The organism is Neobacillus paridis (assembly GCF_016765675.1).
Classification (GTDB): Bacteria; Bacillota; Bacilli; order Bacillales; family Cytobacillaceae; genus Neobacillus; species Neobacillus paridis.
In genome coordinates, this window is the sequence record NZ_JAESWB010000045.1 from 115,927 (window position 1) to 136,410 (window position 20,484).

At 42.6% G+C, this 20,484-nt stretch carries 24 protein-coding genes; 1 reads left to right on the top strand and 23 read right to left on the bottom strand.

Annotated elements, in window-relative coordinates; translation table 11 throughout:
* Positions 1-281 precede the first annotated feature (281 nt).
* The gene (locus JK635_RS04925) at positions 282-878 is read left to right on the top strand and encodes a DedA family protein (RefSeq protein ID WP_202652870.1); all 597 of its coding nucleotides are present in this window, start codon (positions 282-284) and stop codon (positions 876-878) included.
* Between the two features lie 141 nt (positions 879-1,019).
* Here JK635_RS04925 and JK635_RS04930 read toward each other — a convergent pair whose 3' ends face one another.
* From JK635_RS04930 to JK635_RS05040, 23 genes are all read right to left on the bottom strand, one after another.
* Positions 1,020-1,511 carry an RNA polymerase sigma factor gene (locus JK635_RS04930; RefSeq protein WP_202652871.1) on the bottom strand — a complete coding sequence of 164 codons (492 nt, stop codon included), beginning with the start codon at positions 1,509-1,511 and terminating at the stop codon, positions 1,020-1,022.
* Between the two features lie 63 nt (positions 1,512-1,574).
* Complete coding sequence (locus JK635_RS04935) at positions 1,575-3,533, bottom strand: DUF6449 domain-containing protein (RefSeq protein ID WP_202652872.1); 1,959 nt, start codon at positions 3,531-3,533, stop codon at positions 1,575-1,577.
* Positions 3,508-4,407 carry an ABC transporter ATP-binding protein gene (locus JK635_RS04940; protein ID WP_202652873.1) on the bottom strand — a complete coding sequence of 300 codons (900 nt, stop codon included), beginning with the start codon at positions 4,405-4,407 and terminating at the stop codon, positions 3,508-3,510. Before JK635_RS04940 ends, JK635_RS04935 begins: the two co-directional genes overlap by 26 nt.
* Positions 4,400-4,789: a GntR family transcriptional regulator gene (locus tag JK635_RS04945; protein WP_202652874.1), complete on the bottom strand. Its 390-nt coding sequence runs from the start codon at positions 4,787-4,789 to the stop codon at positions 4,400-4,402. Before JK635_RS04945 ends, JK635_RS04940 begins: the two co-directional genes overlap by 8 nt.
* 236 nt (positions 4,790-5,025) lie before the next feature.
* The gene (locus JK635_RS04950; RefSeq protein ID WP_202652875.1) at positions 5,026-5,460 is read right to left on the bottom strand and encodes a EutP/PduV family microcompartment system protein; all 435 of its coding nucleotides are present in this window, start codon (positions 5,458-5,460) and stop codon (positions 5,026-5,028) included.
* A 9-nt stretch (positions 5,461-5,469) separates the two neighbouring features.
* Positions 5,470-5,823: an ethanolamine utilization microcompartment protein EutS gene (gene eutS, locus JK635_RS04955; RefSeq protein WP_202652876.1), complete on the bottom strand. Its 354-nt coding sequence runs from the start codon at positions 5,821-5,823 to the stop codon at positions 5,470-5,472.
* Positions 5,824-6,008: 185 nt separating this feature from the next.
* Positions 6,009-7,163 carry a 1-propanol dehydrogenase PduQ gene (locus JK635_RS04960; protein WP_202652877.1) on the bottom strand — a complete coding sequence of 385 codons (1,155 nt, stop codon included), beginning with the start codon at positions 7,161-7,163 and terminating at the stop codon, positions 6,009-6,011.
* A gap of 34 nt (positions 7,164-7,197) precedes the next feature.
* Positions 7,198-8,034 carry a DUF7973 family transport facilitator gene (locus tag JK635_RS04965; RefSeq protein ID WP_202652878.1) on the bottom strand — a complete coding sequence of 279 codons (837 nt, stop codon included), beginning with the start codon at positions 8,032-8,034 and terminating at the stop codon, positions 7,198-7,200.
* 92 nt (positions 8,035-8,126) lie between these two features.
* Entirely contained in the window at positions 8,127-9,521 is a 1,395-nt protein-coding gene (locus JK635_RS04970; RefSeq protein ID WP_202652879.1) for an aldehyde dehydrogenase family protein, read from the bottom strand.
* A complete protein-coding gene (locus JK635_RS25010; RefSeq protein ID WP_202652880.1) occupies positions 9,518-10,513 on the bottom strand; it encodes a cob(I)yrinic acid a,c-diamide adenosyltransferase in 996 nt (331 codons plus the stop codon). The genes JK635_RS04970 and JK635_RS25010 overlap by 4 nt, the downstream gene beginning before the upstream one ends.
* 15 nt (positions 10,514-10,528) lie before the next feature.
* The gene (locus JK635_RS04980) at positions 10,529-10,798 is read right to left on the bottom strand and encodes a EutN/CcmL family microcompartment protein (protein WP_202652881.1); all 270 of its coding nucleotides are present in this window, start codon (positions 10,796-10,798) and stop codon (positions 10,529-10,531) included.
* Between the two features lies 1 nt (position 10,799).
* Positions 10,800-11,591, bottom strand: coding sequence for a flavoprotein (locus JK635_RS04985; protein WP_202652882.1), 792 nt, complete (start codon positions 11,589-11,591; stop codon positions 10,800-10,802).
* A gap of 11 nt (positions 11,592-11,602) precedes the next feature.
* On the bottom strand, positions 11,603-12,430 hold the full coding sequence (gene eutJ / locus JK635_RS04990) for an ethanolamine utilization protein EutJ (RefSeq protein WP_202652883.1): 828 nt from the start codon (positions 12,428-12,430) through the stop codon (positions 11,603-11,605).
* An 8-nt stretch (positions 12,431-12,438) separates the two neighbouring features.
* Complete coding sequence (gene pduL / locus JK635_RS04995) at positions 12,439-13,020, bottom strand: phosphate propanoyltransferase (protein ID WP_235887905.1); 582 nt, start codon at positions 13,018-13,020, stop codon at positions 12,439-12,441.
* A gap of 87 nt (positions 13,021-13,107) precedes the next feature.
* Complete coding sequence (locus JK635_RS05000) at positions 13,108-13,383, bottom strand: BMC domain-containing protein (RefSeq protein ID WP_202652885.1); 276 nt, start codon at positions 13,381-13,383, stop codon at positions 13,108-13,110.
* The gene (locus JK635_RS25015; protein WP_202652886.1) at positions 13,380-14,138 is read right to left on the bottom strand and encodes a BMC domain-containing protein; all 759 of its coding nucleotides are present in this window, start codon (positions 14,136-14,138) and stop codon (positions 13,380-13,382) included. Before JK635_RS25015 ends, JK635_RS05000 begins: the two co-directional genes overlap by 4 nt.
* A gap of 19 nt (positions 14,139-14,157) precedes the next feature.
* Positions 14,158-14,607, bottom strand: coding sequence for a glycerol dehydratase reactivase beta/small subunit family protein (locus JK635_RS05010; RefSeq protein ID WP_202652887.1), 450 nt, complete (start codon positions 14,605-14,607; stop codon positions 14,158-14,160).
* Entirely contained in the window at positions 14,604-16,430 is a 1,827-nt protein-coding gene (locus tag JK635_RS05015; protein ID WP_202652888.1) for a diol dehydratase reactivase subunit alpha, read from the bottom strand. Before JK635_RS05015 ends, JK635_RS05010 begins: the two co-directional genes overlap by 4 nt.
* 32 nt (positions 16,431-16,462) lie before the next feature.
* A complete protein-coding gene (locus JK635_RS05020; RefSeq protein ID WP_202652889.1) occupies positions 16,463-16,984 on the bottom strand; it encodes a diol dehydratase small subunit in 522 nt (173 codons plus the stop codon).
* Between the two features lie 18 nt (positions 16,985-17,002).
* Positions 17,003-17,677 carry a propanediol/glycerol family dehydratase medium subunit gene (locus JK635_RS05025; protein WP_202652890.1) on the bottom strand — a complete coding sequence of 225 codons (675 nt, stop codon included), beginning with the start codon at positions 17,675-17,677 and terminating at the stop codon, positions 17,003-17,005.
* Between the two features lie 19 nt (positions 17,678-17,696).
* Positions 17,697-19,361, bottom strand: a complete 1,665-nt coding sequence (locus tag JK635_RS05030; RefSeq protein WP_202652891.1) for a propanediol/glycerol family dehydratase large subunit — start codon at positions 19,359-19,361, stop codon at positions 17,697-17,699.
* A 19-nt stretch (positions 19,362-19,380) separates the two neighbouring features.
* On the bottom strand, positions 19,381-20,166 hold the full coding sequence (gene pduB, locus JK635_RS05035) for a propanediol utilization microcompartment protein PduB (RefSeq protein WP_202652892.1): 786 nt from the start codon (positions 20,164-20,166) through the stop codon (positions 19,381-19,383).
* Between the two features lie 20 nt (positions 20,167-20,186).
* On the bottom strand, positions 20,187-20,468 hold the full coding sequence (locus JK635_RS05040) for a BMC domain-containing protein (protein ID WP_202652976.1): 282 nt from the start codon (positions 20,466-20,468) through the stop codon (positions 20,187-20,189).
* Positions 20,469-20,484: the final 16 nt, after the last annotated feature.

The window sequence follows — 20,484 nt, forward strand, 5'->3', positions numbered from 1 at the left end:
ATCAGGTTTTATTAGTTCATGAACCCATTATTACGGGCAAACCTTAACTTATCCTTAAAAAAGGCAAAGAATAATATTTATTAACCAAAAGCGATATACTAAAGTGTCTGACACTGTCCCTGGTCAATTATCAAAAGGTCTGGTTAATTTGCTATTCCGATAGTGAACGAGTTGTTTAGCTGTTTCCGAGGGTGTCAGGCACTACCCTTAACATGTTTTTGATGATGTTGTAAATACTAAACTGAAGAGTTGATAGTTTTTTATTTGGGAAGTGTAAATGGATGCAATATTTGAGTGGTCTCATTGAGCATTATGGATACATAGGCATTATCCTCGCACTAATTGGCGGTATTATCGGTCTGCCGATTCCGGATGAGGTGCTCCTGACCTATGTTGGATTTAATGTGTATCAAGGAAGGATGTTGTTTGTTCCTGCCCTCCTTAGCGCGTTTGTTGGAGGATTGGGCGGTATCACACTGAGCTATTTGATTGGAATTAAATTAGGCTTGCCGTTTTTAAAAAAATTTGGCCCTAAATTTCATATAACCGAAGAACGAGTAGAACGAACGAGAAAATTATTTGTAAAGTTTGGTCCTTTTCTGCTCTTAATTGGCTACTTTATCCCTGGAATTCGTCATGTTGTCGCCTATCTTTCGGGAATGAACGGCTATACGTATAAAAAGTTTGCCACTTTTGCCTATTTGGGGGCTATGATCTGGTGTTTTACTTTTATTACACTAGGAAGGATTCTGGGGGAAAATTGGACTCAAGTTGGATTCTTTTTATCAAGATATAGTATCTATTTCGTATTCCTTTTAATTGTTGGCTGCCTTATTTACTATACTTATTGGAAAAAATCACGGGTATTTGGAAAATAATTATAGCAGAAGCACAAAGTGCCAACCCCATCATAACGCCGAAGCATAAAGGGATTGGCACTTAAAACGCAGCAGAAACTAACTTAATTTTCCATATTGTCCACTGGAGACGGACAAATATCCACGAGTGGTGTCAGGCACCTAGCCAGTTGGTGTTAGGCACCGTTTTAGTTGTTTTCGGGCACGGTAGAGTCTGGTTTTGACGGTTCCCGATTTCAGCTTGAGAAGGCTGGCGATTTCGGTTTCCTTGAGACCGTATTGGATTTTTAGGATGAGGACTTGCTGTGATTCAACGGACAGCCTTTCCATCGTTCGGTCCACTTCCTCTTGAAAAAGACGGGCGCAAACCTCTTCCTCAATATTGTCTCTGTTTTCCACAGTTCCTGCCACTGGTTCTAACATGTCAGAATCGAGTAAATAGCAGCCTTTTCGTTTTTCCGATCTTAGAAAATCAATTGCCGTTCTGACAGTAATCGCGGACAACCAGGCACCGATTTTTGCGTAATCGTCAACCGAATCAATTTTTTTATAAGCCTTTAAAAAAGCTTCCTGAACGATATCTTCCGCATGGAAAAAATCTCTTGTATATTGATAAGCAAGATAAAACATTCGCTGCGAATATGTTTGATACAACTGATTAAAATCAATCTTACTCAGGTCGTCACCCCCCTGTGAAACTCTTCTAATTTCTTCTAATTAAAAATGCTTTAATACAAAATCCGGCGCATGTTCCTCATCAAAAGACATGATCTCGTAGTAGCCACCAAATTTATAGTAAAAGATCGCCTTAAATTCTTTATCGGAACTGGAAGAAGCTTGATCCAGTAGTTCTTTAATTTGCCCGTTCTTCTTAATATTCAAAGAATTGTTTTTACCTTCCAATTCTCGCTTAAGTTCATCCACTGAATCCGTGTTGGTAGTTTCACCTTTCACTACAAGCACATGAGAAATATCCTCGGCAGTAATCACTGTCCGCTCCAAAAGCTGCTTCTCCTCTAGCCAGCGAATGAAATGGAGATACACCGGTTTAACTTCGCCAGCATAAACTGTCCCTTCACCCTCTAACGCCAATTCAATACTTGAGCCGCGGCCTTGGAAATAAAGACTGTCTGCATACGATTCTGCTAATACATCTTCTCGTAATGCGTGAATGGCTTCTTTGATTTCTTGTGGGTCGGATAATACCAACTCTTTGTTGCTCGGCCCATTTGCCCTGATATTCATCGTCTTAATTCGGCTATCCTTTACCTTAAATAGCGGATTTGCCGCCAGCTTATATTCTTTCGATTCCAAAATCGGCTTGAAAAAGTCCTCGTAAAGCCGTTCATTGATTCTGTACTCGCGGGTAACATGACGGCCATTTTTTAATGTATAGCGAATAAAATAATCGCTCTCTATTTCGTTGTTAGGACGGTTTAGATTCCGATCATCCAAGATTTGTTGATGCAGCTTGCGCACCGTGGCAATATTGGCTTGTTCCGTCAAAGGTTTCATCCTATAGTAATAATTCACGCCATCAGCTGATGTATAAAGAGGCCCATTGGTTAGCTGAACACTTTGAATATCGGCGATAGAAGGTACTTTATTTTCATAGATCCCAAGTGTTTTAACGCCCATGACCAAGATAGCAACCACTGCCGCATAGACCGCTAAGCCTTTTACCCGGGCAAAAACCCGCCATGTCTTTTGCAGCACCATCTCAGCAATAAAGTAACCAAAAACTGCCCCCATAACATAACCAAAAATGAGCCAGGCCAAGCTGTAATTGGATACCTCGTTGAAGTAGGCAGCGCCTACAAGCATGGTACAAAAAGTGACACCATATTTAAAAATCGCCCGCAGTTTTGGGATGGCAATTGCCTCCGAGGCCTGCTCAACATTTCTCTTTTGATAAAACAAGAGAGCCAACACATAGAAAATGATGGCGGCCACAAGGTAACCCACAGCATCCCCCCACTGAAATACCCTGCCATTCAAAGTGGTGGCATAGGTCAGCGGTGATATTTTTTCGAGTTGACTCTCTAAATATGTTGTGCTCGGGAAACCATACAGCAATATTTTTAGGTTATAAAACAGCAATTGAATAAACCCAAAGGGAAAAAATAAAAAAATATATGATAACACCGCATGGACAACCGATATCCCGGTCATCATCGCAATCAATACAGTCGCCGTATATAATAACACCGCAATGGTGCTGGTTGTGCCTGCCCAGTAAAATAAATCCGTAAGGCTAAATACCTGATCAAAGTCCAAGGCAGCGTGTATCACTATTGTAATCAATGTGATGGCGGCAACGGGTGCGAGTAAAAACACCATTCCCGTAAGCGCATAATGGTGAAATATCTTTTCCCTCTTTAATGGCAGACTGTGCATCAGATCGGCGCTCTGCTTCACATGCAGGAAACGAAATAAAAACACCGCCAAAATCACTGGCACGCTCACAAGCATGGCAAGTTGAAACTCAAAGGTAAATTGTTGAAACAGAACATGACGGTTATGATCGTTCAGCCGCCAGTCGTCCAGGTTTAGCGTCAACAGACGAATGGGCAGGATTAACAGCAAACCGAGGAAATACACAATCGAAATCCAGCCGGTGCTTCTGGCGATTTGCTTCATGATTTCGATATTAAACCACGACACTTTTGATGGCATAACCGATATCCCCCATTTCATAAATAAAAATTTCCTCGAGTGTAAGCGGGAGTATGTCAAAAATGACTGGATTTGTCTCACGAATTTGTTTAGCAATCGAATCTTCTTCGCCCTTTACAATGAAGATGCTGACGCTTCCCCGTTTTTCACTATGAAGGATTTTCAGGCTTCGTAACAATTTGTTCGGGACAGTATCACGGTAAGCAAGCTGTACCTTGTGGGTGTCACTTTTGAGTTCATCCAGTTCCTTTTCGATAATAATTGATCCCTTATGGATGATGCCGATATGGTCGCAAAGATCCTCCACTTCCCGCAGATTGTGTGATGAAATGAGAATCGTCATTTCCCGTTCGGCGACATCATGTATCAGCAGGTTTTTTACCTTTTTTCTAACGACGGGGTCAAGGCCGTCCAATGGTTCGTCCAAAATCAGAATTTCCGGATTGCAGGCCAGGGCCAAAATAAAGGAAATTTGCCGCTGCCAGCCCTTTGAAAAGGTTTGAATTTTTTTCTGTAAATTCACTTCAAACAGCTTGGCAAGTTTTTCAAAACGTTCCTCGCTCCAGCTTGGATAACAGCTTTTATAAAAACGGGCCATTTGCTTCGTTGTATAGTGTGAAAAAACAAAGGGTTGATCGGGTATGTAAAAGATGTTTTGTTTCAGGCTGGTATTTTCATAAACCGGTTTGCCGTCAATGCTAATCTTCCCTTTGTCCTGGCGGTAAATCCCTGCAAGCAGTTTGATCAAGGTCGTTTTTCCGGCACCATTTGAGCCGATCAACCCATATATCGAGCCTTTTTGAATCGAAAGGTTGACGTTTTCCAATGCTTGAAACCGGTCAAATTGCTTGCTTACATTACTCATCTCAATCATTCTCGTCCCCTCCTCCTTTTGCACTATCTAACTCTTGGATCGTTTGAATCAATTCATTCACTGAAATGCCAATGAAGAGGGCCTCCAAGATTAGTTTTTCCAGCTCCTGCTTAATGGTTTTGATTTTTTCTGAATCCCTTATTTTATGGTTAGGGTTAACAAAACTCCCTTTTCCTTTAATCGAGTAAATGAAGCCTTGGGTTTCGAGTTCGCGGTAAGCTTTTTGAATCGTATTTGGATTAATGGTCAGTTCCGTTGCTAATGTCCGGACGGATGGCACTTGTTCATCAGGTTTCAATACTTCATTCATGATTAGCTCCTTCATTTTATCAACCAGTTGCTCATAAATCGGCTTACGGCTCCTCATGTCCAGCTCAAACATAACGGACCCCCAATCTGTATTAAGTGTACTATGATTCATAATACAGTTGTATTATATGCTATCCATTGGAAAAATGGAAGGCTTATTTTAAAATTTTAGTGTCGGGCATCGAAAAAATAACAAAGAGGATAGCTTCTTCGCTATCCTCAAGGGGCTTTTTCTTATAACATTTTATTGAAAAATATACCGTATGTGGTCAAAAATGAAGGAAATAGTATCGACAGTTAAGAAGAATTCTATTCTTGGTCAAGATACTGTAGTATTTCGTCTATCCCTTGCCCGGTCATGACAGAGATATGAATGATCTTCTCTGCTCCGGCCATACGCAGATATTCTCGGGCAGCTTCAATCTGTTTTGGATCTTTTGCCAAGTCTACCTTTGTTACAATTCCAATGATCGGCTTTGGAAACATCGCCGCAAATAGCGGAGGAAACAAACTTGTTTGCTCTGTACAGTCCTGTATCAAACCGATTACATCGGCATCGGCCGCGGTGATCGTTATGGCATTATAATAGAATCTGTTTTCAATGTATTCACCGGGAGTATCGATGGCATTTTCAAATGTTTGAACGGCTTGCGTCTTTTGATATTCCATTTGCTCCCCGTGGAGCCTTTGACAAAGGGTTGTTTTTCCGCTGCCTGTTTTACCAATCAAGATGATTTTTCTCATAATCAACTCCTATGTTCTTGTTACCTTGGTAGCAATGGTAAAATCCAAAATCTTGGATAAGCCGGTTAGCACTTCATTCAGCGCATATTCGACGGAGGAGACATCTCCAGTAATCACAACTGAACCACTAAAGCGATCCACAAAGCCAATTTTGATATTACCCGATTTTGTCGCAATATCGGCGGCAATTATCGAGGCTTCACTAGGTGTGATCGTTAATATTCCAATCGCATTATGATAATCATTCGCCAGACCGAGCTTTTTGTATAAGTCCTCGTCCGGATTGGCGATGATATGTGCTAAAGTGACCTGTTTCCCTGGTACATATTCTTGGATAATTCTTTCTTTTTTTCCTTGTTCCATATCTAACCCATCCTATTTCCTTCATTAATTACCATTGCTGGGGCATCTCCATTGAATGTTTTAACATGAAATAATTAAGCTTTCTTGGCAGTAAGCCATCGGTAAATTAATCTTGGAAGAAATCTTCTAATCCTGATTTTCATCTTACGCCCCTCCAATTTTATTACTGCTTAACATTCCAAAGACTAACCTTCATACGCCCACTTCAATAAATTTTTGAAGTCTTCCTTGCTGACACTTTTGGGATTGCCGGTCGTACAAATATCATGGCAGGCTTCCTCGGCAATGACTGGAACATTTTCTTCAAACAACTGTTCATCAATGTTACACTCTTTTAATGTGGAAGGAATACCCATCCGTTTGTTTAGATATTTAACCGCCGTTGCCAGACTTAAAACGCCTTCTTCTAATGTAGAACTGGCAAAGCCTAACATCTTGGCAATCTCCGTATATCTTTTGGCTGCCTTGGAAGTATCAACCGTTCCATCACATAATCCGCCGTTAAATTGAATCACATAAGGAAGCAAAATGGCATTGCTTTTTCCATGTGATAAATGGAATTTGGCGCCAACAGCGTGTGCTAAACTGTGATTAATCCCTAATGAGGCATTCGTAAAAGCAACCCCCGCCATGCAGGAGGCAACATGCAGTTTTCCTCTTGCATCAAGGTCTTCACCAAATCTATAGGCTCTCAGTAAATAGGTAAAGATAATTTTTATTGCTCTTTCCGCATAGATATCCGTGAATTCCACTGCGTTTGGTGAGACATACGCTTCCAGCGCATGTGTCAGCACATCCATTCCGGTATCAGCCGTAACAGAAGGCGGGACTGTTTTCGTCAGCTGCTCGTCTAATATGGCAACATCAGGGTACATGCAGTCATCACTCATCGGAATTTTGATGTGGCGGGCTGTATCAGTTATAACCGAATAGGATGTTACTTCCGATCCCGTTCCACTCGTAGTTGGGATGGCAACAAAAGTAGGTCTGGCAAATTCCATTTTTCCATCGAACTTTTGAGCTGCCTTATCGAAAAATGACAAGATCGCTTTTGCTGTATCAATTGGTGAGCCGCCGCCAAGTGCAATAAGTAAATCTGGTTTCTCTTCAAGGAAGGAGGAAAACCCCGCTTTAACCGTTTCTAAAGAGGGGTTAGGTTCAACCTCTGAAAAAACCTTATATTCAGCTCCCGATAATCTGCTGATTATTTTGTCGGCTGTACCAAGTTTCACCATCATTTGATCCGTGACTATGAACGCCTTTTTTACTTGCAAGTCACATAAATAGTCTAATGATTGGTTTCCAAAGATAACTTTTGGTTTTACTAAAAAGGTATTCATTTACTTTATCCTCCGACCTACACCTCATCACCAATTACATGAGGGTAAAAATAAACAAGCTGCAAAGAAAGATCGTTGTTGCTGGCGGGTCAATATGACTGTCAACATAAGTGTTTAATGTATAGCCGATGGCTTCGCCCAAGACGCCGGCAATGACAGCAAATAGGGCACCAATCAGGACACTTCCGGTTGCCATAGTTGCATATCCGGCAACAAGGGTAATATGGTGGGTGATTGGAATATCAAAACCAAACTCTAGGAAGATTAATGTTGCCGCACTAATAACAAAACCAAGTGTAGTAATTTGCGTTAGATCTATCAAATAAGAAATAACCAAACCAATGCCTAGTGAATTTACGATAACAAAAGCCAATGTTTTGCCGGTAGGAACATATTGTCGTTTTTCACCGGCTTTTGGTGTGAATTTCCCAGTTAATCCTGAATGACCAAATGCGAAGCGGGCAATCAGACCTGATGTAAACACGGTCATCGCAACTGTATCGACAGGAATTTTCAAATATGCATAGAGATAATTAATGAGATAACCCAAGATGCCAAACATTCCGCCAATCAATAAAACTGAATAATCATTGGTTTTTTTCAATGGCGTCAAAATATCAGCACCATTCTCAAATTCATGTTTCTTGTTAGCTGCGAACGCTGCGGCGGCAACACCGCCGGCAAACGCGATATGCGGGCCAAACAAGGTTCCAAAGGTAATATCGTTCAAAATGGTTGCAGGTCCGCCGGCTGCGATAACGCCGACGCCGATTAATCCGATAAATCCTGTGAAAATAAAAGCTGGTAATGCACCCAGAACTGCGCCAAAAACTCCTCCACCAAATGCAGCTAAAATTAATTCCCAAGTCATAAATACTCTCCTTACTCTGAACTCTTATTTTTAAGAGCAAATCGTTTATTTTTATTAGAGGGTATTGCCGTACAACAAGATCTTTCTATTCATTACCTTACAGATAATCCATCTACTAGAACACATTTTCTTCTTCTGGCAAAGTTTTTAGCAGAAGTTAACCCTTCGCCGGTAGGACCCGCGATCGTAAAAGTGGTATAACCTTCTCCGCCAACTCCAATTCCCGCGTAGGATGGACCATTCTTGACAAAAATTGTGGTTTGAATGGCCTTGGCGAAATTCGTTAGATTGTCCACATTCTTAGAGTGCATAATCGCAGTATGACGGAAGCCATGCTCTACTTCCACTGCTAATTCAATTGCTTTCTCAACATTTTCAACCCGGACAACCGGAAGGATTGGCATCATTAGTTCTGCCGTTACCAGCGGGTGATCGCCAGGTACGTCCATAATCGCTACACGGGTACCTGCAGGAACATCAATTCCGATTTGGCCTAAAATATAGGCAACATCTTTACCAACAAACTTTTTATTGGCATGCCCCTTGTCAACTACTAACTCGGTAAGCTTTTGAATTTGTCCTTTATCGGTAATTTGGAAGGCACCATTTTTCTTCATGTAAAAAATCAGGTAATCAGCGACTGATTCAACCACGATGACTTCCTTTTCGGCTACACATGGCAAGTTATTATCAAAACTGCAGCCGTCAATAATATCCTTACCGGCCTTTTCCAGATCTGCTGTTTCATCGACAACGGCCGGAGGGTTTCCTGCTCCTGCCCCAATCGCTTTCTTTCCGCTCGATAGAACGGCTTTGACAACTCCAGGACCGCCGGTTGCCACAAGCATTCTAATCTTTTTATGTTTCATCATGATGTTGGCTTGTTCAATCGACGGATTGACGGTGGTTGAAAGCAGGTTATCCGGCCCGCCGGCTTCCACGATCGCTTGGTTCAGCAGTTCAATTGCTTTTAACGAGGTATTCTTGGCTGTCGGGTGCGGACTAAAGACAACCGCATTCCCTGCAGCGATCATCCCAATTGAATTACAAATAACTGTTTCAGTTGGATTAGTCGTTGGTGTAATCGAACCAATCACACCGTAAGGAGAAAGTTCGACAACCGTTAATCCATGATCACCGGAAATGGCCTCCGTTTTTAAATCCTCAATTCCCGGCGTTTTTTCTGCCGCCAGGCGATTCTTGAGCACCTTGTCTTGATAGTTTCCCATGCCTGACTCATCAACCGCCATGCGAGCAAACAATTCAGCATTTTCAATGGCTGTCTTACGAATGGCATCAATCAGTTTGCCTCTTTGTTCAAGTGAAAGTTTGACCAGTTCTTTTTGAGCAGCTTCTGCCGCTTCAATGGCCTCTTCCATATCCTCAAACAAGCCAAAATGCGGTGCTTTTGCCTCGTTATTACTCGAGCTCATTTCCTCCAAGATTTTTTTAACAAGTTCTTCAACCTTTTGTACATCTACAGTCATTTCAATTTCCTTCTTTCTTCGTCAAACACCTTTAAAGCTGCGGCAGCGATTGTCATATCTTCTTCCACCGTTCCGCCGCTTACTCCAATACCACCAATTATCTGTTTATCTACTGTAAGCGGATATCCTCCGCCAAAGGTGACGATTTTGTGATGATTTGTTAATTGAATGCCGTATAACTCAGCACCCGGCTGGATCAACGGAACTAGTTCATGTGTCGCCATTTTTAACGCCACCGCCGTATAGGCTTTGTTAGCCGAAATATCCAAACTTGCTAATAGTGATCCCTCCATACGATGGATTAAGGTGATGTTTCCTCCGGGATCAACAACTGAAAAGACAACAGGAACTCCTAAGGCTGCTGCTGCTTCCTCGACTGCTTTGGCCATTTTCCCAGCCAATTCGAGTGTGACATTTGTCAGCTTTTCTTTCGAACACTCGAGTTTCTCGATTACCTTTCCTTTGATTTCAGCTAACATGCTATAGTAAACTTCCGCCCTCGCTAACATGAAGATCGTATCGGATAATCGGTTGACATACTGAATAACTTCACGACGGACACTTGATTCCTTACTCAGTTCTACGATTAATCGTTCTGCCCTGCGGATGATCGACCTCGATAAATGAAGCGCAGCCGAAGCCGTTGTTTCCCCAGGAATGATAAATTCATGGATTTTTCCCAGCTTTTCCTCATATTTGTCAATAACACTTTCAAAAAAAGCAATATCCTCGGAACCTACTTTATTTTTCAACAGCTCTTTTCCTTTATCGTCACTGGCCAATTCGGCACCGACAACAAAGATCTGTTTTTGGATGCGGTTTATGATATCCTTTAACTCGCGATTTTTTATTAAAGAATAGGCAACACCGAGGGCAGCATTCGCTTCATCAAGTGTTCCGTAACAGGTAACCTTAAGGCTGTCTTTGGCGATTCTTGAACCGCCAAGAAGTCCTGTTTCACCTTTATCGCCCTTTTTGGTATAAATGGCCACTCAGTCCAACCTCCTTTATCCACTTACCTCTACCGAATCAACAATAGCCACAATCGCAGCATCAATCATCGAATCCGAAGAGTCGAATACGAATCCTGCCGGTCTTCCGTTCGTGACAATCACATATTCTCCTTTTCCTGCCCCAACACTGTCTACTGCTACTTCCACACTGTCCTGCAATTCCCCGTTGGGTTTTACCTTTTCTACTAATAATAGTTTTTTCCCAACTAAGTCTTCGTCTTTTCGTGTTGCCACAACACTGCCAATTACGATTCCTAAGTACATCCTAATCACCTGCTAATCTTTCACGTATGATGGTTACCCCCATCTCCTTGGCAGTCTCAAGCGCTAGAGGGCTAATAATCGTTGATTGTGCTATTTTAAGAGCTTCATGATGTTGTTTTGCTTCGATAATGTCCAACCTTGTTAGTACCTTTTTTTGAAAAACCGTCAGTTTTTCACGAGGCGCTTGTTTTGGCCTTTGCTGAGTAGAGAAAGTAAAGACATTCTGCTTGACGGCCTCAAATAGATTTTTGGCCTCCACTAATACCGTGCCGTAGCTTTCCAATGTTCGCAGGTGCTGGTCCATCTGATCTGTATAAGCTTTCGGTGCTTTGTTTAAACCAAGCTTTTCTCTTATCGGGCTGTGTAAATCACAGGCGTCATTGGCAGCGATAATCGGAGTCCCTTCCATAATCACATGGGATGCCAGGTTGGTTGCCATCGTATCCGCAATGCCTAATGCAATCTTTACAGCAGTATTTAAGGTCAACGTCGGAATAATTAAGGCGCTGATTCCATCGTAGTACGGTCTTAGTCCTTTCAAATCCTTTTCAAGATAGATTGTCGATATGCCCAGCCGTTTCTCGATTAATGGAGGGGAAAGAACATACTCGGCACTGTTAGATAACAAAATGTTGAATTCCCAGCCGTCCTCCATCAGAAGTTTCAGCTGCTTCAGCGATTCTTCAAACCCGCCGGCTCCTCCGGTAAAAAGGACTGTGGCTTTTTTCATTTTCTGTTGTAGCCTTTTGAGTACCTCTTCCACGATGCTGTTGAGTATTGCTTCCGTGTTCAAACCCTTTCACCTCATTTCAAACAGGACAGCGCTATACCTAAAGGAGTGGTCAGCAGGGGATGAGCCGGTTTAATCGTTTTTACGCCAATTTCTTTATAAAAGACTTTTTCAAACTCATCAAAGCAGCTCGCTCCCCCGACGACGTAAATTTCCTCAACATCGTAGCTTGCGATGTGTTTTTTCACAATCGCAGCCATCTTTTCAACCACGGGTTTGATAACTGGAAAGACTTCATGTTGTCTACTTTGATCTTTTTTTAGCTTCTCTGCTTCCTCAAATGAAGTTTTGTAATTTCCGGCAACCACCAGGCTCATATGTGTTCCACCTGTAGCCTCATCCGCGGTATAGATGACTTCGCCATTTTTTAGGATGCTAATGCCTGTCGTTCCTCCGCCTACATCCACAACAGCGCCGTCGGTTATTCCCAATACTGCCGCTGCTGCCGTAGGTTCATCGACGACTTTGACAACTTCCATTTCTGCCGATTCAACTACGTTGGCGATCGCCTTTAAGTTGCCGCCAATGGTGCCAGGGGGGATCGCCGTTGCCGCATGGGTCAATGACACGCCAAGAAGATCCTCCACTTCACTCTTTAGCTGCCTTACAATTCTAACAGCGCCGACATAGTCGACCACTAGTCCATCCTTGACAACTGATGCCGGATAAAGAGCGCCGGCAACAGGATTTCCCATGTTGTCCAAAACCGACAGAACAATATTTGCCGTTCCCAGGTCCACACCGACATGCAATTCTCCTTCATAGGGATTACTTTGGTGTTGTTCAATTAGTTGAGCGAAGCTATTAATATAATTATTTACTTTTGTTAGATCAATAGACATAGTGCATCTTAGCCTTTCCTGATTTTCCCGAATTCTCCGTTTTTCACTCCTGCAGCATTAGCTTCATCCGTATCAAGGTGCATTTCTAAAACATATTTATCAGATACACGAATAAGGACATGTTGAAAAATCGTTTTCCGTACACTGCCAACTTCTACTTCAACCATTTCCTTATCATGTAAGTCAAACTTCTCGGCAAATTCAGGTGGAACATGAATATGCCGCAGTGCCGCAATCACTCCTTCTTGGAGTTCCAGCTTTCCTGCTGGTCCTGTTAAAACCAAACCAGGAGTTCCTGCGATTTTCCCTGATTCCCGTACAGGTGCCGGGACACCAAGTTTAAAGCTGTCAGTAAAGGAAATTTCTACTTGTGTTTTTCCTCTTACAGGTCCTAAAATCCGCACATTCTGGATTTCACCCTTAGGCCCTGTAAGAACGACCGTTTCCTTGGCAGCAAATTGTCCAGGCTGTTTTAAATCCTTCATTTTGGTTAATTGGTAGCCTGGCCCAAACAGTGCTTCCAAATCCTTTTGGCTCAGATGTACGTGCCGATTGGAAATTCCAATTGGTACATACGGCACTGCTTCCATTTCTTGCAGCCTTTTAACTACTTCTTTCACGATCTCTGCTTGTCTAGCTGAGCTGTACGCCATTTAAGAACCTCCAATCGTTTTAGCTTACAGGCCTTGAGGAAGCATTTTTTCAACATCTGTATGTGGTCTTGCGATGACATGGACAGAAATAACCTTTCCGACACGTTCAACAGCAGCAGCACCTGCATCAACAGCTGCCTTCACGGCACCGACATCTCCGCGTACCATTACCGTTACAAGTCCGGAACCGATTTTTTCAAAGCCGACTAAAGTTACATTGGCTGCTTTGGTCATGGCATCGGCTCCTTCAATTGCCCCAACCAATCCTTTTGTTTCAATCATTCCTAATGCGTCATTCATTTGCCGTTCCTCCTTATTTCTTTGTAATGAATACAGGTTGAGCGTAAATCGCCCTTTTTCCTAGGACATTTGGGGTCCTTACAAATATTGCAGGTTGCTCCATTTTCTAATTGCAATGAATCTACTTCAGCGCTTTCCTCGAAAGGATTTCCTTCTTCATCAGGGAAGTCCGGATTCTCTTGTTCAACTGAGGTTGCATCCTCTATATCGTTGTGAACTGCTGCTTCCGTCAGCAGACTTTGTTCAGATTCGTTCCCAGCTGCCTGATTCTGTTGGATTTCCTCTTCCTCGGAAACTGCTTTGTTTTCAAGACTTTCACCAGCAGCTGACGGATTATCCGAAACCGAAGCACTCGTTGATTCACCCTCAGTCCCTTCCACCTTAGTATGAGTTTCAGTACTTTCGGGGATTTCGGGTTGACTGGATGGAACATCCGTTTTCGTCTCATCTGTTTCTGTTGCTCTTTGTAAAGGTCCTACCGTTTCCTTGGTATAAATGATTTTTTCAATTTCATCATGCGGTCTGGCAATCATATGTTTGCTGGCGACTTTACCGACTCTTGCAGCCGCGGCACTGCCAGCTTCTAAAGCGGCTTTTACAGCACCGACAGCACCGACAAATTTAATCATGACCATCCCGCCGCCTTTTGTTAGCTCATAACTAAGCAGTGTGACATTTGCCGACTTAACGGCTGCATCGGCTGCCTCTATTGCTGCTGCCAATCCGACGGTTTCAATCAATCCTAATGCATTCATTCCTAAAACTCCACCTCCTTTACATTCGTTCTCTGATTCTCCTGAGAACCTCTTTCACAATAGTGGAGATTTCCTCTGAGATAAGAGTTTCTTCTTCCGCTGAATGAATCTCTTCAAAGCTTTTAAATGGAATCCCTTTTACCAATCTGGCTGCATTCGCCCCAAGCACATTCTGTTGATCCTGACTTGCTCCACTTAGGTGAAAAAGCGGCTGTTTCTTAGGCAGCTTGGTATAATGAAGAATCATTTGGCTGTCATCACCAATGCCAATACCAACCCCTAAGGTAGAATCCAAGGCAGCCTGATAGCCTAATTCAATCGCTGAATTCCCCGTTTTTCTCTGATAAAGGTAGGGAACTCCTTCCTCTTCGATTCCATAAAGCAAGGAATGAAAAAAAGAGGAATCGTTCAGTAATGAACTATAATAAACATGGACCGCTGGTTTTTCATTTCCATCGTTTATTTTCACTGAACCCTTCCTCCTTCACTAAGAACCAATATAAGTCCTGTAGCTACTGCGTTTCGAGGACCTTCACTGCCGCGAATATTCCCTCTGCCAGCTACAACACCATATTGAGATAATGCATCCGTTACTAATTGTGGAACTTCAAAGTCTAATGCTGAGCCTCCTACCAAAACAACAAACTCCATATCTCGTATATTTCTTGTTGGTGAAACAAGCGTTAATGCGCGAATTGCGTTGGTCACAAATACCTTTTCTTTCGCTCCCCGTCTCACAAGCTTAATTTTTTCCACTGATTGCTCCCCAGGGATTGGAATCATGTTTCCATCTTTTAAGATAACAACTCTGGCAAATACATGAGGGTCGAGCGGATGATCAAAGAATTGAACGGTTCCATCTTCATGGCGGATATGGAACAAGCTTTCCACTTTGGCCAGCGGATATTTTTTAATATCTTCGGCTAAGCCTATGTCATCAAGACCCAATTCTGAATTAATCAGCATTGTGACCATATCACCTGCGCCAGCTAAGTGAATCGATGTTGTTTTTCCATCTTTGGACATAATCGAGGCATCGGTAGATCCAGCCCCCATGTCGACAATCGCGATCGGTGTTTTTGTTCCTGGAGTAGATAGTGCGCCGCGGATTGCCATATCAGCCTCTACTCCACCGACCTCTACAGGAACATCGATTTCCGCTTGCAGTTCGTCAGCGATCATTTGCATTTGCAATTTATCCGCTTTTACCATGGCTGCAATTCCGACGGCATTCTCCATCGAGAATTCTTCAGCTAGCCCACCCTTGACCTTTTGTGGGATAAACGTATTGACAGCCAGGAGGTCTTGGATTTTGATATCATTTGGATGTTGGTTTGTCAGCTCAGACATCACCTGTCTAACTCTTTCCAACATACCGCCCGCATTCGTTCCAGCTTCACCCTTAATATCTTCAATCGGTGCCGATGCTGTTAACACTTCCATCATTCTTTCAGCACCTTCATCGACATCTACTGTAGCCTTTTTCTTACCGATAATATGAAGTTTGCCTGCCGGGATGCTCCTAGCCTGAACATCACCCTTTGGAGTCTTGATCACAACGGCGGAGCGATTCCCAATGAGTGCCCGCGCAATCGGTACAATCATTTTCGTTTCATTGGAGCCCAAGTTAAATACTGTTGCAATACCGTATGGATTAGATAATACTTCAACGACGCCGCCGGGAGGGGCAACCTCAATCGCTGCTTTCATACCAACCGGTACTTTTTCCAGTAAACGAACTTCATCAATGATTGGCATTTTCTTCTGAATCCGGTTATTAATGAGGACACCGTCATCCTTTTGAACAATCGCTCCGTTAATTTTTAAACCTTGTTCAATGGCCTGATTGATCATTTCGGCAGCCTGTTCAAAGCCCACATCTTTTCCGATTAAAACGATATAATCTTCGGTTGTGTCTGCTTTTTTCAAATCGTGAATATCAATGGTTTTTCCAATGCCTAAGCCCAATCCCCCTGGTGTTGAGGGATTGTGGCCAATCATTGTGGACTCCGTAATAATCGTCTCAGTAATGGTTTCCATGGCCACATCCCCAATAACAGGAGCTGCTTCATTAATTCGAATAAGATCCAAGTCGTCTATTTTTCGATTAATTTTGTTGAGAGCTTCTTTAATGGCAGCCAGGACACCATGGATATTTTGCCGCGTACCTTTCATTCCTGTTGTATTGACAAAACCACTTGTTAAAAAAGTGACTTGGTTGTCATTTGATACATTTGCAATGGCAACTTCCGTTGTGGCGTTTCCAATATCCACTCCTGCAACCAATTTCATTAGCCTGTACCTCCTGGATCAAATAAGGCAGATCAATCTTTTTTCAAACGATCCCTTAGTTCATAGATTTCAGCAGCTTCACGAACTAAAGTAGCGTTAACCTTTGCTCCATATTGGTGTTCAAGTTCATCAGCAATGGCTAACAACTCTTCTTTTGTGGAACGATAAGGCCGTAAAGAATTATAGATTTCGAGAATCCGATCATCTGGAACAGCGATGAGTTCAGCCGCCCGGCGAAGGTTGCGGGCAAATGGTTTCCGCCCCATTGATTCAGCTACTTGTGCTTGCAATTCCAATGTTTCCGGGGAAATCCTGACATCCTCCGGTCTAACAGCGCCATCGATAACTCCAGCTAAGGTTATATCATCTAAAGATTTCCCTGTTGGTGATTTAATGAGCTCTGGTCTTTTTTCTGATAATGGATAGTCCGTTTTTGCTTCAACTTTTACACATGTTTTTGTTTCGCATTTTGCTGGTTCTGGTGTATTTTCTTTTGCTCCACTCATGGAGGACAATACTTCTTTTACGATTTGTTCAATTAGTTGTTCATTCATACTGTTCACCTCCGTTTATTAGTAGAACTTAACGTCCAATTCAACTGGTTTTTTATTACGGTCGACATATTGTGTTTCTTTAATATGCAATAGTGCCGCAATTGCCTGGTATTTTGGACGAGCCATTTGGTCATTTCGAGTTGGCACTGGATTCGGTGATTCACCTTTTGCATATTTAGCAGCATTTTTCCCAATGGCACGGAAGGTTTCCAGATCTAATAGCGGCGCCTGCGGGAATAGCTCTAAGTTATTTAATGGCTGCAAGTCTTTTTGATGGATAACGGTAGTTCCTTTTGATTGAATACCAATACCAATTCCAGATCCGCTCAGTTTTGCCGCATCATGAGCAACAAAGCCTACGTCTGAGGTACGGTAAACACGAACAACTCTGGCTGTAAGTCCTTCTTCTTCAATACCGGCGATAACTTCTTTTAATAAGTCCTTATGTGGGATTCCGACAATTGTTTTTGTTTGATGCTCACCAAAAGCTGCCGCAAGCCCAATGACAACTTCATCTTTTCTTGTACCCACTTTTGCTTCGCCTTTAACAGCAAGTTCTAAGCCTTTTGCCTCATCAGCTGCCGGTTTTTTTACAGTTTCTGTTACTACTGATTCAGTTTGTTTATTTTCAGCACCAAAATCTGCTAATACTTCTTCAATAATTTGACGAATTAATTTTTCATTGATGGCCATTCACTTACACCCCTTTCGGTTAGTTAATGTCTTCCGGTCTAATGGCGCGAGGGATATTTTTAATTTCTTCCCATCTTTCTTCACTCATACGGTAGCCTGTTCCAGGGCCCATATAGTCGTTCACGTCATTTACGGCACTAATAATATGGAAGTCTTTATCGATAATTGCTGATGTATGGAGATAGTCACCAGAAATACGTTGTTTTAACATATTTAAGACATTTTGAGCGACATCTTCAAAACCGCGTCTGTACAGTGCTTTCACGACATCAAGACCTGTTACGCCGCGTTTCATCATATCTTCAGCAGCTCTTAAATCCTCAACAACGTTCCGGTCAGGCATATCTTTGCTGCCATGTGCGTAGGTTGCTGCTTCTACTTCTTCATCAGTAATTGTAGGAAGACCTAATTCTTCAAAAACAGCTTGGATTGCTTTCGCTGCTTTATTCCGAATGGCAACTACTTCCTCTTCAGTAACCGGACGTAAGCCGCCATCAACTTTAAGGTCACGTTGTAATACGTTATAATCATCAAAGTCTTCTGCATCGAAGTTCGAGCCGGCAAACATATTGTCATAGTTTGGTGTTGCACTGTAACCAGAGAAAATAAAGTCTGTTCCAGGAAGCATTTGCATTAATGTCCGGGCTGTTCTTCTGATATCAGAGTGTGAGAATGTTTGGTCGTTACCAGAAGCCACTTCCATATCCAACATTGTTGTAATAAGGTTTTCCGCAAGGACGGCACGAATACCGGATGGAACGCCTCCAGGAACGCCAATACAGCTAATCGAACCGTTTTGCAATCCTTGTGCACCGGCACCTTTAGTGATAAAGATACAGCGTGCTTCCAGGTAAAGCATCGATTTTCCTTCGGCATAACCCATTTGTACTTCTGAACCTGTACCAGATGTGAAACGCATTTTTAGACCGCGGGAGGCATAAGCGGATGCCAAGAATGCTTTCGAATATGGAGTATCGTCACCATCAACGAATACTGGCTCAGTACCGTATACAGAAACTGTTTCAGCGTAACAAGTTAATCCTCTCATCCCCAATTGCAATTCCGTTGCTTCTTCAACAGAACATTGAGTTAAGATTCCGCCGCGACCAGTTTGCGCACCAACTAAAAGTCCCAGGGCATTAAATGGATAATAACGAACAATACCTACTGTTGTTTCCTGTTCATCAAATCCACGTAGTGCTGCTTCAGCTGCGTCAGCGGCAATTTGAATCGGATTGTCTTTTACGTTAGTTACGTGACATTGGTTCGATGGCGTTTTTCTTGCTCTCATTTTTTGTAGTGCCATCATCATTTCTACCACGTTCATATTGCCCAGCACTTCACAAATCTTTGCCGGGGTCATTGCCGTAGTCAGCGGGACAATTTTTTCCCGTGGAACATTAATATCTACTAACATTTTGGCAAACTCTACTGAGTCAATGGCCATTGCTTCTTCAGATTTTTCAATATTAATCCCGTAATCAGCAATAAAACGGTCAATGAAGTCAAAATCTTTACGGGCTTTTCCATCTAATTCCACAACTACGCCATTTTCAATTTTGATGCTTGGTTTAGGGTCGCTAGGACCGTTCATGGCAATTAAGCCTACTTCCGGCCATTCCGCAACAAACCCATCTTGGTTTACGGGACGTTCTGCTAGTACTTGAAAACGTTTGGATTTCATGAGTTACCCTCCTATTTAATTAAATGTAAGGAACTGTATCAGAAACAGGCTGACTTCCAAGGGTTCCCAAAAGTTTAATGCCAACTTCTCTTGCTGCAATTAGGGCTTGGCGGACAGCACCAGAATCGCCACTGAAGGTTAAGATGACTTCATTGGAAAAACTAGTTCCTTGAGCAGGAGAGCTATAACCGATTACATCAACATTTGCAGCTTTTACAACCGTATCAGCTAAAACAACACCAATGGCAGCAGGTGCTCCAACTACGAGGCCAAATGATTTGCCAATAGGGGCATTAAATGCTTTTTCACATGCATAACTTGCACGAGCAGTATATTGAAGTTCGATATGTCCTGCTTCATTTCCATATACATCACCGAAGGTACGGTCTAATTCTTTAAGAGCAACTTCGACAGCGCGACGAGCATCTGCTACATCCTCTGCACCGAAAATAATTAAGCAGCCGTGACCTGCGCCGCCTTTGGTATCACGGGCAAGTTCTACTTTTAAAATTTCTGTATTCGTTGCTTTGACGGCTTCATCAGCAGCCATAATTTGCGGACCAGCTCCAGTACGGTCTCCGATAATACCGATCGAGCGGTATTTTTTGTCCAACCCCATTGCTTCATGGACACTTGGATCCACGTTTGCGATAACAAGTCCAATGGTATCGCCGCGGCCGGTACCAACAAACTCAGTTAAACCGCAGAAAGTTTTTTCCTGTTTCTTTTCTCCAGCAGCAGGTGCAGGTACATCTACTTTTTTCATTACTTCTTCCATAATTTGTTCGATAAGTTGTTCTTTCATTTTTTTACACCTCCGTTAGTTTATTCTTGTATTAATTTAGGTAAGATTCCTTCAACTTCTGAATGTGGTCTTGGAATAACATGAATGGAAACGACTTCTCCCACTTTTTCCGCAGCTGCTGCACCGGCATCAGTTGCAGCCTTCACTGCTCCGACATCACCACGAACCATGACTGTTACAAGTCCTGAGCCGATTTTTTGGTAGCCAATTAGCGTAACATTGGCTGCTTTAACCATTGCATCGGCCGCTTCTACAGCACCAACCAAACCTTTCGTTTCTACCATTCCTAATGCTTCTTTCATCATTTTGGAGTTCCTC